Raw genomic sequence first — 13,438 nt, forward strand, 5'->3', positions numbered from 1 at the left:
CTCCGGCCAGGAGCGTCTGCCCCATGCTCATCGGCCGGTGACCTCACCCTCGAGCAGCGCCTCCGCGAGCTTCTCCAGGCCGACCGACCTGGACGCCTTCACCAACACGACGTCCCCCGGTCGCAGCTCGCTGCGCAGCAGATCGACCGCTGCCCGCACGTCGGACACGTGCACCGACTCCTCACCCCACGAACCCTCGTTCTTGGCGCCCATGTCCAGCCAGGCGGCCTCCTGGCCGCCGACCGCCACGAGCTTGCTGACGTTGAGCCGGACGGCCAGCCGCCCGACCGCGTCGTGCTCGGCGAGCGACTCCTCGCCCAGCTCGGCCATCCGGCCCAGCACCGCCCACGTACGACGCCCCGGTGTAGCTGCGCCCATGGCGACCAGCGCCCGCAGCGCGGCTCTCATGGACTCGGGGTTCGCGTTGTAGGCGTCGTTGACGACCGTCACGCCGTCCGAGCGCTCGGTGACCTCCATCCGCCAGCGGGAGAGCTGATCCGCCTCGGAGAGCGCCACGGCGATCTCGTCCACGGACATGCCCAACTCATGGGCGACGGCGGCCGCGGCGAGCGCGTTCGACACGTGGTGCTCACCGTACAGGCGCATGGTCACTTCGCTGCACCCGGTAGGGGTGAGAAGCGTGAAGGCGGGCCGCCCGCCGTCGGCGAGCCGGACATTTGCCGCGCGTACGTCGGCGCCCTCGCTCTCCCCGAACAGCACCGTGCGCGCCGAGGTGCGCGACGCCATGGCGCGCACCAGGGGATCGTCGGCGTTGAGCACCGCGATCCCGCCGTCCTCGGCGGACGGCAGTGCCTCCACCAGCTCGCCCTTGGCCTCGGCGATGGCCCCCCGGCCGCCGAACTCCCCGATGTGGGCGCTGCCGACGTTGAGGACGAGGCCGATCCGGGGCGGGGTGAGGTCCGTCAGGTACCGGATGTGGCCCTTGCCGCGGGCGCCCATCTCCAGCACCAGGTGCTGGGTGGTCTCATCGGCGGTCAGCGCGGTCAGCGGCAGACCGATCTCGTTGTTGAGCGAGCCCGGCGTCCACACGGTCGGACCGTGGCGCTGGAGGATCTGCGCGATGAGGTCCTTGGTGCTGGTCTTGCCCGCGGAGCCGGTGAGCGCCACCACGGAGGTGCCCAGCCGCCCTACGACGGCACGCGCCAGCGCCCCCAGGGCGGCGATGACATCGGGTACGACGATCGTGGGCACCGGGGTGTCCGGCGTGGAGACCGGGCGGGTGGCCAGGACCGCCACCGCGCCCGCCTCGATCGCGCCGGGCGCGAAGTCATGGCCGTCCACGCGCTCTCCGGCGAGTGCGGCGAACAGGCTGCCGGACCGCACCTCGCGGGAGTCGATCACGACCGGGCCGGTGACCTTCAGATCAGGGTCCGGTATGTCGTGCGGCTGCCCGCCGACGAGGCCGGCGATCTCGGTGAGGGACAGTGCGATCACTGATCACCGCCGGCCGTGCGGGAGAGCTGCCTGGAGGGTGCTGGTGCGCGCATGGCGGTCTGTCATCCCTGGTTGTCTTGAGGAGTGTCCCGGTGCTGTCCGTCCGCCGCGGGGCTGACGGAGTCACGCTGCCTGGTCCGCTCGCTCAGCTCGATGGCCTCGCGGAGAACCTGGCGGTCGTCGAAGGCGCGGACCACTCCGGCGATGTCCTGGCCGAGTTCATGGCCCTTGCCCGCCACGATGACGGTGTCACCGGGCTCGGCACGGGCCACGGCGGCGGCGATGGCGTTCGCCCGGTCCTCCTCGACGAGTACGTCACCGCGCTCGTGCGCGGGCACCTCGGCGGCGCCCGCGAGCATGGCGGCGAGGATCGCGAGGGGGTCCTCGGAGCGGGGGTTGTCGGAGGTCAGCACGGCGGTGTCGGAGTACCGCGCCACCGCGGCGCCCATGGGGCCGCGCTTGAGCCGGTCACGGTCGCCGCCGCAGCCGAGGACGGCGTGCAGCTTGCCGTCGGTGACCCTGCGCAGGGCGCGCAGCACCGACTCCACGGCGTCGGTCTTGTGGGCGTAGTCGACCACGGCGAGGTAGGGCTGGCCCGCATCCACCCGCTCCAGCCGCCCCGGCACCCCGGGGACGGCGGCCACGCCGTCGGCGGCCGTCTGCGGGTCCACCCCGGCGACCACGAGGGCGACGACGGCGGCGAGCGCGTTGGCCACGTTGAAGGGGCCCGGCAGGGGGGCCGCGGCCCGCACCGTCTCACCGTTCGGGCCGAGGACGGTGAAGGTCGAGCCGAGCGGGCCGACCTCGACGCCGTCGGCACGCCAGTCGGCGTCGGGGTGGCCCTCGGCGGAGAAGGTGGTGACCGGCACCTCGGCCTGCTCCACCAGCCGCTTGCCGTACTCGTCGTCGTAGTTGATCACCGCGGCCCGGCTGCGGGCCTTGGTGAAGAGCTGCGCCTTGGCCTGGAAGTAGTCCTCCATCCCGGAGTGGAACTCCATGTGCTCCGGGCTGAGGTTGTTGAAGACGGCGACGTCGAAGACACAGCCGTCGACCCGGCCGAGGACCAGGGCGTGGCTGGAGACCTCCATGACGACCGAGCGGACGTCGCGTTCACGCATCACGGCGAACAGCGCCTGGAGGTCGGTGGCCTCCGGGGTGGTGCGCTCGGATTTGATCCGCTCGTCGCCGATCCGGGTCTCGACGGTGCCGATGAGACCGGTGAGACCGCCCTTGTCCTTCGCGGCGGCCCGCAGACCGCCCTCGATCAGGTAGGCGGTGGTGGTCTTGCCGGAGGTGCCGGTGATGCCCAGCTGCAACAGGGCACGGCCCGGCTCGTCGTAGATCGTGGCGGCCAGCGCGCCCATCCGGCCGCGCGGGTTGTCCACCACCAGCACCGGCAGACCGGTGGCGGCGGCGCGCTCGGCGCCCGCCGGGTCGGTCAGCACGGCAGCCGCGCCGAGGTCGGCGGCCTGGGCGGCGAAGTCCGCGCCGTGCAGCCGGGCACCGGACAGGGCGGCGTACACATCGCCGGGGCGTACGGCGCGCGAGTCATGGGTGATTCCGGTGACCGCGGCCTCGGCCGGCGCTTCGGGCACATCGACGCCCAGCTGATCCGCGAGTTCCGCCAGTGGGACCGGGCGGACCTGGAAGGGGCGCGGCGCTCCTGGATATTCCACAGAAACGTCCTTCTGAGGGGTTTGCGACTGATCAGCTTGGGGCACGGCGGTGAGCGTACCCGGGAGACCCGGTCCCCCGCGAAATGAGAGGCCGAACCAAAGCGGTACCGGCTCGCGGTTCCCGTGGTCCGGCGTGATCGTCGTCACGGCTCGGTCCGCTCACTGACCCGGGCTGTAGCTCACGGGGAGCCGCTTGGCCTGGGTACCGGAGGGTGCGACCTGGAGGCTCTTGAGCCCGAACTCCATCACCTTCTTGTAGACCGGTCCGCAGACCTGGCCGCCGAAGTAGCTCCCTCTGGTCGGGTTCTGTACGGCGCAGTAGACGGTCAGCCGTGGTTTGTCCGCGGGGGCGAAGCCGGCGAACGAGGCGGTGTAGCCGCGGTAGCGGCCGGTCTCGGGGTCCACGCGGTTGGAGGTGCCGGTCTTGCCCGCCACCCGGTAGCCGGGGATCTTGGCCCTGGTGCCGGTGCCCTGTTCGTCGTCGACGACCGATTCCAGCATCCCGGAGAGCGTCCTGGCGGTCTCCTTGCTCACCACCCGGGTCTTCTCCGGCTTGGGCGCCGCCGTGTAGTCGCCGCCGGGGCCCTTGGAGCCGCGGACCAGGGTGGGGGCGATCCGCTGGCCGCCGTTGGCGATGGTGGAGTACACCGAGGCGGCCTGGACGGCGTTGAGCGAGAGCCCCTGGCCGAACGGGATCGTGTACTGCTGCGAGGCGCTCCACTTCTCCGGCGGCGCCAGGATGCCCCGGGTCTCACCGGGGAGGCCGAGCCCGGTGGGCTGCCCGATGCCGAACTTCCGCAGGTACGAGTAGAGGATCCGGTTCTTCTGCCGCGGGGTCCTGGCGAGCTGCTCGGTGGCCAGTATGGTGCCGATGTTGCTGGACTTGGCGAGCACCCCGTTGAGCGTCAGGTACCAGGTGGGGTGGTCGATGTCGTCGGCGAAGGCCCGGTCCGCGCGCGGCAGCCGGTTGGGGACCTCCACATGGGTGTCCCAGCGCGCCGCGCCCTCCTCTATGACGGCGGCCATCGACATCAGCTTGCTGACGCTGCCGGGCTCGTAGGCGTCCGAGACGGCCGCGTTGCCCAGCGCGTCCGCCTTCTGCCGGGAGAGGTCGTTGGGGTCGAACCCGGGGGCGGTGGCCATCGCCAGGATCTCGCCGGAGCGGGTGTCCTGGACGATGACGTAGCCGCGGTCGGCCGCGGACTTGGACACCTGGGAGGCGATGGCGCTCTGGGCCGCCCACTGGATGTCCCGGTCGATGGTCAGCTCCACGTCGTTGCCGGGGACCGCGGGCCGCTCCTCGACGTCACCGGTGGGCACCTGGTGGCCGCCGGACTGGGCGTAGACGCGCTTGCCGTCCTGGCCCGCCAGCTTCGTGTTGAGCTGCTGCTCCAGACCTGCGGAGCCCCGGCCGTCGGCCCCGACGAAGCCCAGCAGTCCGGCGGCGAGGTCGCCGTTGGGATAGATCCGCTTGCTGTGGGCCTCACGGTTGACCCCGGCCAGCACATTGGTGCCCTTGCCCTTCTCGGCCGCCTCGTCCAGGGCGTTCTTCAGGTCCTTGATCTGCTTCCAGACCTGCGGGGACTGCTGCCGGGCCAGGACCACGTACTTCGACTTCGGGTTGTCGGTGAGCTTCTTCTCCAGGTCCGCCCGGTCCTTGCCGAGGATCGGCGCGAGCAGGGAGGCCGCCTGCCGGGGCGCGTCGTCCCTCTTGGCCGTCTTGGGCGTCAGCAGGTCGGGCGCGGCGGTGATGTCGTACGCGTCCACCGTGGTGGCCAGCTCGACACCGTCCCGGTCGGTGAGGGAGCCGCGCTCGGCGGCCAGCTTCACCGGGATGTAGCGGTTCACGTTGGCCTTGGCGGCGTACGCGTCGGCGTCCACGGCCTGCACCTGGAGCAGCCGTACGACGAAGACCAGCATCACCAGGGTGAGGCCGAGGCTGATCAGCCGCAGCCGGGGGCGCGGGCTGCCGAGCCGAAGCTGCCGCGACGCCCCGGAGCGGGGGCGCTGGCCGGGGCGGCGGCCGGAGGATCCCGGACGGTCGCCGGGACGCCGGGGCGTGCCCTGGCGGGGGCGGCGCTCGGCGCGCGGATCCGCCGGACCGGGCACCCGGCGGCGGCGCGGCTCCTGGGGCGGGGTCATACGGCGGCCGCCCTCATCGGCTCCGCGGGGCGGGGGCCGGTCGCCGCCGCGGGCCGGGAGCGGTGCGCGGGCGGGCGGGGCCGGGCGCGGACAAGGGATCGCGTCACCGTGTCACCTACTGGGGAGCCGGGATGGAGTTCGCGGAGGCGGCGGCCGTGGGGGACGGAGTGGCCGGGGTGGTCGGCGTGGCCGGCGTCGGGATCAGCGGCGCCGCCGGGGTCGGGTCCAGCGCGGGCGGCACCCAGATGCCGGTGGTGCCGAGGGTGGTGGGCTGCGCGGTGGCGGGGGCGGGCACCCCGCTGACGGTGCCGTCCGGCTTGAGGAACGCCGGACTGCCGCCGGGCACCATGCCCAGCTCACGGGCGCGCCGCTCCAGGGCGCCGGGGGCGGAGAGCCGGTCCACGTCCTGTTCGAGCGCCTGCCGGTCGTCGGTCAGCTCATCGGTCTGCTTCTCCAGCCGGCTGAGCTCGAACGAACCCTGGTTGAGCGAGGAGTTGAGCACCAGCAGGCCGATCAGGCCGGAGCCGAGCAGGACGACGACGAGCAGCACGAAGGGGGTGCGCCGCGCCGTCGCGGCTCCCGGCGCCTGCCGCCCCTTGGCCGCCGCCCCGGACCCGGCTCCGCTCATGGCCTCTCCCCCTCGCCGTCCCGCCCCGTCCGGCCGCCGCTCACGGCCGCGTCGCTCACAGGGCCTCCTCGCGGATGCGCTCCGCGCCGCGCAGACGGGCCGGGGCCGCGCGGCGGTTCTCCGCGATCTCCTCCTCGGTCGGCAGCTCCGCACCGCGGGTGAGCAGCTTCAGCCGCGGCTGGTACCGCTCGGGGACGACCGGGAGGCCCGGCGGGGCGGTGTTGGTCGCACCCGCCGCGAACACCTGCTTGACCAGGCGGTCCTCGAGCGAGTGGTACGACAGCACGGCGATCCGGCCGCCGACCGCGAGCGTTCCGACGGCCGCCGGGACGGCCCGCTCCAGGATCGACAGCTCACCGTTGACCTCGATGCGCAGCGCCTGGAAGGTGCGCTTGGCCGGATTGCCACCGGTCCGCTTGGCGGCCTGCGGCAGCGCGTCACGGATCAGCTCCACCAGCCGGGCGCTGTTGCTGAACGGCTCCTTCGCGCGCTCGCGCACCACGGCGTCCACGATCTTCTTGGCGAACTTCTCCTCGCCGTAGCTGCGCAGGATCCGCACCAGGTCGCCCGGCGGGTAGGTGTTGAGCACCTCGGCGGCGCTGACCCCGGTCGTCTGGTCCATCCGCATGTCCAGCGGGGCGTCCTGCGCGTAGGCGAAGCCGCGCCCGGCCTCGTCGAGCTGCATGGACGACACGCCGAGGTCGAAGAGGACCCCCTGGATGCGCGGGACGCCGAGACGCTCCAGCACCTCGGGCAGTTCGTCGTAGACGGCATGGACGAGCGTCGCCCGGTCGCCGTACGGAGCCAGCCGCTCACCGGCGAGCCGGAGGGCTTCCGGATCGCGGTCGAGGGCGATGAGGCGGGCCGCCGGGAAGCTGCTCAGCAGCGCCTCGCTGTGGCCGCCGAGCCCGAGGGTGCAGTCGACCACGACCGCACCGGGCTGGGCGAGAGCGGGGGCCAGCATGTCCAGACAGCGCTGGAGCATGACGGGAACATGGAGAGCGTTGCTGCTCATTGCGCTGCTCGTGCGCCCTTCTGAGGGTCGGGCGAGGAGGTACGCACCTCCGGGTCCCCGCCCGCTCTGAAGGGGAAGCGGCCTACTGGCGCCGGGGAAGTGACGTCAGGCGACCGGAGCGGGAGGAGGCCGAGGGGTACGTACGCACCGCGCTCACGCGAAAATCCGGAATCCAAGGGGAGCGTCACGCCTCCCACTTCGCGCCACTTTAGTCCACTCGTCCCCTCGGTCAACCAACCGGTTCGCGCGTCCCGCTCCCGGCGCACGCGCCGTCCGCAGGGGCGCGCCCGGCGGGGGCGCGGGGGTGTGGATCGCATCACAATCACCCCTTCGGCGCACCCGATGCCCTCGTTTGCGCAGCCTAAAGAAAAGACAAAGTCCCCTGGTGGGACTACCGTCGTGGCCATGTCGATAGCAGCGCCGCAGCCTCAGGAATCCGCCGACCGCGACGCCCACTCAGGAGGTACGGTCACCGACCGCCTTGTCGAAGCCAATCGGCAGTACGCCGACACGTTCAAGGACCCCGGCATGGACGCCCGCCCCGTGCAGCGCGTCGCCGTGGTCGCCTGTATGGACGCACGACTCGATCTGCACGAGGCGCTCGGCCTGGAGCTGGGCGACTGCCACACCATCCGGAACGCGGGCGGCGTGGTGACCGACGACGTCATCCGCTCCCTGACCATCAGCCAGCGTGCGCTGGGCACCCGCAGCGTGGTGCTCATCCACCACACCGGCTGCGGTCTGCTGAACCTGACCGAGGACTTCCGGCACGACCTGGAGAACGAGGTGGGCCAGCGGCCGTCCTGGGCGGTCGAGGCGTTCAAGGACCTCGACGGCGACGTACGCCAGTCGATGCAGCGGGTGCGCACCTCTCCGTTCCTGCTCCACACGGAGGACGTCCGCGGCTTCGTGTTCGACGTCAAGACGGGTCTGCTGCGCGAGATCGAGCCACGCGACTGAGGGGGATTTACCCCCCGAACTCGTGCAGAGGTGACAAATAACCCCGGGTTATCCACAGCCGAGTGACGCGAGGCCGCGAAGACCGCAAGAATGCGTATGTGACATCGCCCCCCGCACCCTGCGGGGGGATCGATGCCAGCGTATGCGGTGGGCCGGTCCGTTCCCGAGGGCAACGGCCCTGAGAACGGGCCGAGGAGGGCCGGGTGACGACCTATGACGAGCGAGCGAGCCTCAGCGATCTGACCACGACAGCGGATCGAGTCCGCCAGTCGGTGGAGGGTGTGATCGAGGGCAAGCCCGAGGTCGTGCGGCTTTCGCTGACCGTGCTGCTCGCCGAGGGACATCTACTGATCGAGGATGTCCCGGGCGTGGGCAAGACCATGCTCGCCAAGGCACTGGCGCGGTCGATCGACTGCTCGGTGCGCAGAATCCAGTTCACCCCGGATCTGCTGCCTTCGGACATCACCGGGGTGAGCATCTTCGATCAGCAGCGCAAGGAATTCGAGTTCAAACCTGGTGCGATCTTCGCTCAGATCGTGATCGGCGACGAGATCAACCGCGCCTCCCCGAAGACCCAGTCGGCACTGCTGGAGTCCATGGAGGAGCGCCAGGTCACCATCGACGGCGAGAGCTACGAGCTGCCCAGCCCCTTCATGGTGGTGGCCACGCAGAACCCGGTCGAGATGGAGGGCACCTATCCGCTGCCCGAGGCGCAGCGGGACCGTTTCATGGCGCGGGTGTCCATCGGCTACCCCAGCCCGCAGGCCGAGCTGGAGATGCTGGACATCCACGGCGGTGTCTCCCCGCTGGACGACCTCCAGCCGGTCGCCCACGCCCATGACATCGTCAAGCTGGTCGAGGCGGTGCGCTCGGTGCATGTGGCCGAGCCCGTCCGGCGGTATGCGGTGGATCTGGTGTCCAGCACCCGCAACCACCCCGATCTGCGGCTCGGGGCCTCGCCCCGCGCCACCCTGCACCTGCTGCGGGCCGCCAAGGCGGCAGCCGCGCTGGCCGGGCGGGACTACGCGCTGCCGGACGACGTCCAGGCGCTGTCGGTGCCGGTGCTGGCGCACCGGCTGCTGCCCACCGCACAGGCCCAGCTCAACCGCCGCACCTCCGAGCAGGTGGTCACCGAGATCGTGCAGCGCACCGCGGTGCCCACGGCCGCCCCGCGCGGCGTGGGCGCGGTGCCGCAGTCGGGCCCCGTACCGCCCTCCTCCGGCCCCATGCCGCCGGTGCCGCCCATGCCGCCGACCGGTTACGGCCAGCAGCACCCGGGCGCGCGGAGGCTGTGATGACGGCAGGGGGGATGGACGCGGATCCCGACGGCTCCGAGGAGGAGGAGAAGGGAGCGCTGCGGACCGCGCTCGCCGGGCTGACGACCCGTGGCCGGTCCTTCCTCGCCGCCGGAATCGCCGCCGCGGTGTGCAGCTATGTGCTGGGCCAGGCGGATCTGCTGCGGGTGGGGCTGCTGCTCGCCGCACTGCCGCTGGTGTGCGTGGCCGTGGTCTACCGCACCCGGTACCGGGTGGCGGGCAGCAGACGGCTGTCCCCCGCCAGGGTCCCGGCGGGTTCCGAGGCCCGGGTGCATCTGCGGATCGACAATGTCTCGCGGCTGCCCACCGGGCTGCTGATGCTCCAGGACCGCGTTCCGTATGTGCTGGGGCCGCGCCCCCGCTTCGTACTGGACCGGGTCGAGCCGGGCGGCCGCCGTGAGGTGTCCTACCGGGTCCGTTCGGATCTGCGCGGCCGCTATCCGCTGGGCCCGCTCCAGCTCCGGCTGAACGACCCGTTCGGGATGTGCGAGCTGACCCGCGCGTTCAGCGCCTACGACACGCTCACGGTGGTGCCGCGGGTCGAGCCGCTGCCCGCGGTGCGGCTCACGGGCGAGGCCGCGGGGTACGGGGACGGGCGCCACCGCTCACTGGCGCTGGCCGGTGAGGACGACGTGATCCCGCGCGGCTACCGGCACGGCGACGATCTGCGCCGGGTCCACTGGCGTTCCACCGCGCGCTACGGCGAGCTGATGGTCCGCCGGGAGGAGCAGCCGCGGCGCGCCCACTGCACCGTGCTGCTGGACACCCGGTACTCGGCCCACCAGGGCTCGGGACCGGATTCGGGCTTCGAATGGGCGGTCTCCGGCGCGGCCTCGGCCGCCGTGCACCTGCTGGAGCGCGGCTATGCGGTGCGGCTGCTGACCGACACCGGGAGCTCGGTGCCCGGTCCCGACGGCGGGGGCGGTTTCACCGGTTCCACGCATGACTCGGCGGAGACGGCCGGGCTGATGCTGGACACCCTCGCGGTGGTGGACCATTCGGACGGCGCCGGGCTCTCCGCCGCGTATGACGTACTGCGCGGCGGTGGTGAAGGACTGTTGGTGGCCTTCTTCGGCGATCTGGACGAGGAACAGGCGACGCTGGCCGCCCGGATGCGGCAGCGCAGCACCGCCGCGGTGGCCTTCGTCCTGGACGGCGCGGCGTGGGCGCGCGGCGTGCCGGGCGCGGGGCAGCATCTGCTGGAGGATCGGCTGCGGCGGTTGCGGGAGGCGGGCTGGACGGCGCTTCCGGTGGCCCCCGGCGCCTCACTGCCGCAGCTCTGGCGGCATGCCGACACCATGGGCGCGGCCACCACCGACGCGGGGCCGCCGGTGGTCGGCGGGATGACAGGGAGCTGGTCATGAGTGACGCAGGCGCGGCGCGGGTGACGGAGGGGGGCGCGGGATGAGCGGAAGTGTTCGGCTCGCGATATGCGCGACCCTCGCCACGGTGGCGGCCGGCTGTGCGCTGCTGCCGCTGGTGGACGCGTCCGGCTGGCTGGTGCAGGCGGTGCTGCTGCTGGCGGTCCAGAGCGCGGTGGGTGTGGCCGCCCGCCGGGTGCCGCTGGCCCGCCCGCTGACCCTGGTGGCCCAGGCCCTGACCTCGCTGGTGCTGCTCACCCTGGTCTTCGCGCGGGGTCAGGCGCTCGGCGGACTGCTGCCGAGCCCGCAGGCCCTGCACGAGTTCACGCTGCTGCTGCGCGCGGGCGCGGACGATGTCGGGCGGTACGCCATCCCGGCGCCGCTCACCGACGGCATCCGGCTGCTGCTGGTCGGCGGTGTGCTGGTGATCGGCCTGGTGGTGGATGCCCTGGCCGTCACCTACCGCAGCGCGGCCCCGGCCGGGCTGCCGCTGCTGGCGCTGTACTCGGTGGCCGCCGGACTGTCCGACGACAGTGGCGACTGGCTGTGGTTCCTGGTGGCCGCGGCCGGATATCTGGTGCTGCTGCTGGCCGAGGGCCGGGACCGGCTGTCCCAGTGGGGCCGGGTGTTCAGTGGCGGCGCCCGCCATCCCGGCGGCGCGCCACCCTCGGGGCTGGCCGGGGCCGGTGGCGGCCAGACGCTCGCCGCGGTGCGCAACGGCCGCCGGATCGGTGTGCTGGCCCTGGGCATCGCGCTGGCGGTGCCCGCTGCACTGCCCTCCCTGGACGGCGGGCTGCTGGACCAGAAGAACGGCGGCAGCGGCGCGGGCAGCGGCGGCGGCACGATCTCCGCGGTGAATCCGCTGGTCTCGCTCCAGGACAGCCTGAACCAGCCGGAGAACAAGGAGGTGCTGCGGTACCGCACCTCCTCCCAGACCACCCAGGACCTCTATCTGCGGATCGTCGCGCTGGACAAGTTCGACGGCACCTCGTGGAAGTCCTCGGAGCGTCATGTCACGGACGTGCCGGACCAGATCCCCGCGCCGTCCGGTCTTGGCCCCTCGGTACGGGTCTCCTCCATCGACACCACCATCACGGCAGCGGACTGGTACGCGCAGAACTGGCTGCCCCTCCCCTACCCGGCCTCCCGGGTGGAGATCGACGGACGCTGGCGCTATGAGCCGGAGGGCCGCACGCTGGTCGGCGACCGCGGCCAGACCACCCGGGGCGCGCGCTACCGGGTCAGCAGCCTGCTGGTGGAGCCCACGGCCGAACAGCTTGCCGGAGCGCCGACGCCGCCCAGGCGGCTGCTCCGTGAGTACACCGAGGTGCCGGAGTCGCTGCCGCCCGTGGTCTCACGCACGGCGCGGCAGGTCACCAAGGGCGCGGACAACACCTACCAGAAGGCGGTCAAGCTCCAGGACTGGTTCGCGGTGAACGGCGGGTTCCGTTACGACACCCAGGTGCAGTCCGGCAGCGGTTCGGCCGCCATCGTCCGCTTCCTGAAGCAGAAGGAAGGCTTCTGCGTCCACTTCTCCTTCTCGATGGCGGCGATGGCCCGGACGCTGGGCATCCCGGCCCGGGTGGCCGTGGGCTTCACCCCCGGCACCACCCAGGCGGACGGCTCGGTCTCGGTCGGGCTCAAGGACGCGCACGCCTGGCCCGAGCTGTACTTCGAGGGCGTCGGCTGGACCCGTTTCGAGCCCACCCCGAGCCGTGGCACCCAGCCCGACTACACGATGGAGCAGACGCCCACCGACGAGCCCAGCGAGGAGCCCTCGGACGAGCCCAGCGCCTCCACCGAGCCCTCGGCCGCGCCGACCACCGCCGACACCTGCCCCCCGCGGATGAAGAAGGAGGGCGGCTGCGAGGCCCCTGCGGCCCAGCAGCCGGACAGCGGTTCCTCGGGCGGCGGCTGGTCCGCGTCCAAGGTCGCCGGCTGGGCCTCACTGGCACTGCTGCTGCTCGTGGTGCCCCTGCTGCCGATGGTGTGGCGGCGCCGGGTCCGGTCCCGCCGCCTGGGCGGCTCCGCCGGCCGCACCGACCAGGACGCGGCCGACCGCACCCTCGCGGCCTGGCGTGAACTGGTCGATGCGGCCTGGGACTTCGGTGTGATGCCGGATGACTCCCAGACCTCGCGGAACGCGGTGGCCCGCATCGTGCGGATCACCGGTCTCGAGGGCGAGTCGGCCGAGGCGGCGCGCCGGGTGGCCACGGCGGTGGAACAGGTGCTCTACGCACCGCGTCCGCGCCCGAGCGCGGGCGTCGCGGAGGACGTCCGCCGGGTGCTGGCCGGGCTCCGGTCCGGCGCCACCCGCTGGGAGCGCCTGCGTGCCCTGCTGCTGCCCCGCTCGGCCGCCCGGCTGGTCTGGGCGGCCGCGGACCGCCGCGCCAGGCTGGTGCGCCGCTGGGGCACCCTCAGCCGGCCCCGCTGGGCCACCCGCCTCCGCAACCAGCGAGGCTGACCCGCGCTCGCCCCGCTCCAGCCCGGGTAGTCCCGGCTATGGCCCGCCCCCGGCCCGGGGGCGCCGGGGCAGCGGCCCGGGCCCGGGACCAGCCGACGCCGTGGGACGGTCTGCCGCCGTTTCCGGATGCGGTGACCTCGTTCCGCGCTACCGCGCAGGCGAGGGGCAACCATCGGGGCGGAGCTCGGGCCGGCCGCCCGGGGCCCGCGTCAGACCCGGGAGCACGCCCCCGCCGGTGGCGCCGCGCGGCGCCGAAAGGACGCCACACGGGGGCAGGGCTCGGGCCGGTCACCCGGGGCACGAGGCGACAGACCCGCGCCGCCCGTACGAGGGGCATCGGCCCAGGGGCGAGCGTGCGCCGGGGCGCCCGGCGGCGGGGGGGGCCCCCGCGGGTGGTGGGCCCCCCGGCGGGGCGGGGGGG

General features: G+C 73.0%; 9 protein-coding genes. 4 read left to right on the forward strand and 5 right to left on the reverse strand.

What is annotated here, in order from left to right; translation table 11 throughout:
- Positions 1–27: 27 nt before the first annotated feature.
- From NMK44_RS15110 to rsmH, 5 genes are all read right to left on the reverse strand, one after another.
- Positions 28–1,455 (reverse strand): UDP-N-acetylmuramoyl-tripeptide--D-alanyl-D-alanine ligase, encoded by a 1,428-nt coding sequence (locus NMK44_RS15110; protein WP_254743113.1) that lies wholly within the window; start codon positions 1,453–1,455, stop codon positions 28–30.
- Positions 1,456–1,517: 62 nt separating this feature from the next.
- Positions 1,518–3,278, reverse strand: coding sequence for a UDP-N-acetylmuramoyl-L-alanyl-D-glutamate--2,6-diaminopimelate ligase (locus NMK44_RS15115; RefSeq protein ID WP_254743116.1), 1,761 nt, complete (start codon positions 3,276–3,278; stop codon positions 1,518–1,520).
- Positions 3,279–3,290: 12 nt separating this feature from the next.
- Complete coding sequence (locus NMK44_RS15120) at positions 3,291–5,273, reverse strand: peptidoglycan D,D-transpeptidase FtsI family protein (protein ID WP_254743119.1); 1,983 nt, start codon at positions 5,271–5,273, stop codon at positions 3,291–3,293.
- 115 nt (positions 5,274–5,388) lie between these two features.
- Complete coding sequence (ftsL, locus tag NMK44_RS15125) at positions 5,389–5,901, reverse strand: cell division protein FtsL (protein WP_254743121.1); 513 nt, start codon at positions 5,899–5,901, stop codon at positions 5,389–5,391.
- A gap of 55 nt (positions 5,902–5,956) precedes the next feature.
- Complete coding sequence (gene rsmH / locus NMK44_RS15130; protein ID WP_254743124.1) at positions 5,957–6,916, reverse strand: 16S rRNA (cytosine(1402)-N(4))-methyltransferase RsmH; 960 nt, start codon at positions 6,914–6,916, stop codon at positions 5,957–5,959.
- 405 nt (positions 6,917–7,321) lie between these two features.
- Between rsmH and NMK44_RS15135 the strand changes: the two genes are divergently transcribed.
- The 4 genes from NMK44_RS15135 (at position 7,322) to NMK44_RS15150 (ending at position 13,017) form a co-directional block, all read left to right on the forward strand.
- Positions 7,322–7,876 (forward strand): beta-class carbonic anhydrase, encoded by a 555-nt coding sequence (locus NMK44_RS15135; protein ID WP_254743126.1) that lies wholly within the window; start codon positions 7,322–7,324, stop codon positions 7,874–7,876.
- A gap of 203 nt (positions 7,877–8,079) precedes the next feature.
- Positions 8,080–9,171, forward strand: coding sequence for an AAA family ATPase (locus NMK44_RS15140; protein ID WP_254743129.1), 1,092 nt, complete (start codon positions 8,080–8,082; stop codon positions 9,169–9,171).
- Positions 9,171–10,556, forward strand: coding sequence for a DUF58 domain-containing protein (locus NMK44_RS15145; RefSeq protein WP_254743132.1), 1,386 nt, complete (start codon positions 9,171–9,173; stop codon positions 10,554–10,556). The genes NMK44_RS15140 and NMK44_RS15145 overlap by 1 nt, the downstream gene beginning before the upstream one ends.
- A 40-nt stretch (positions 10,557–10,596) precedes the next feature.
- Positions 10,597–13,017, forward strand: a complete 2,421-nt coding sequence (locus tag NMK44_RS15150) for a transglutaminase TgpA family protein (RefSeq protein WP_254743133.1) — start codon at positions 10,597–10,599, stop codon at positions 13,015–13,017.
- Positions 13,018–13,438 lie beyond the last annotated feature (421 nt).

This window comes from Streptomyces cucumeris (genome assembly GCF_024295805.1).
GTDB classification, from domain to species: domain Bacteria; phylum Actinomycetota; class Actinomycetes; order Streptomycetales; family Streptomycetaceae; genus Streptomyces; species Streptomyces cucumeris.

Bases quoted from the DNA above. Each gene is read 5' to 3' on its own strand.
- NMK44_RS15120 (WP_254743119.1), bottom strand. From the start codon at position 5,273: ATGACCCCGCCCCAGGAGCCGCGCCGCCGCCGGGTGCCCGGTCCGGCG.
- ftsL (WP_254743121.1), bottom strand. From the start codon at position 5,901: ATGAGCGGAGCCGGGTCCGGGGCGGCGGCCAAGGGGCGGCAGGCGCCG.
- rsmH (WP_254743124.1), bottom strand. From the start codon at position 6,916: ATGAGCAGCAACGCTCTCCATGTTCCCGTCATGCTCCAGCGCTGTCTG.
- NMK44_RS15135 (WP_254743126.1), top strand. From the start codon at position 7,322: ATGTCGATAGCAGCGCCGCAGCCTCAGGAATCCGCCGACCGCGACGCC.
- NMK44_RS15145 (WP_254743132.1), top strand. From the start codon at position 9,171: ATGACGGCAGGGGGGATGGACGCGGATCCCGACGGCTCCGAGGAGGAG.
- NMK44_RS15150 (WP_254743133.1), top strand. From the start codon at position 10,597: ATGAGCGGAAGTGTTCGGCTCGCGATATGCGCGACCCTCGCCACGGTG.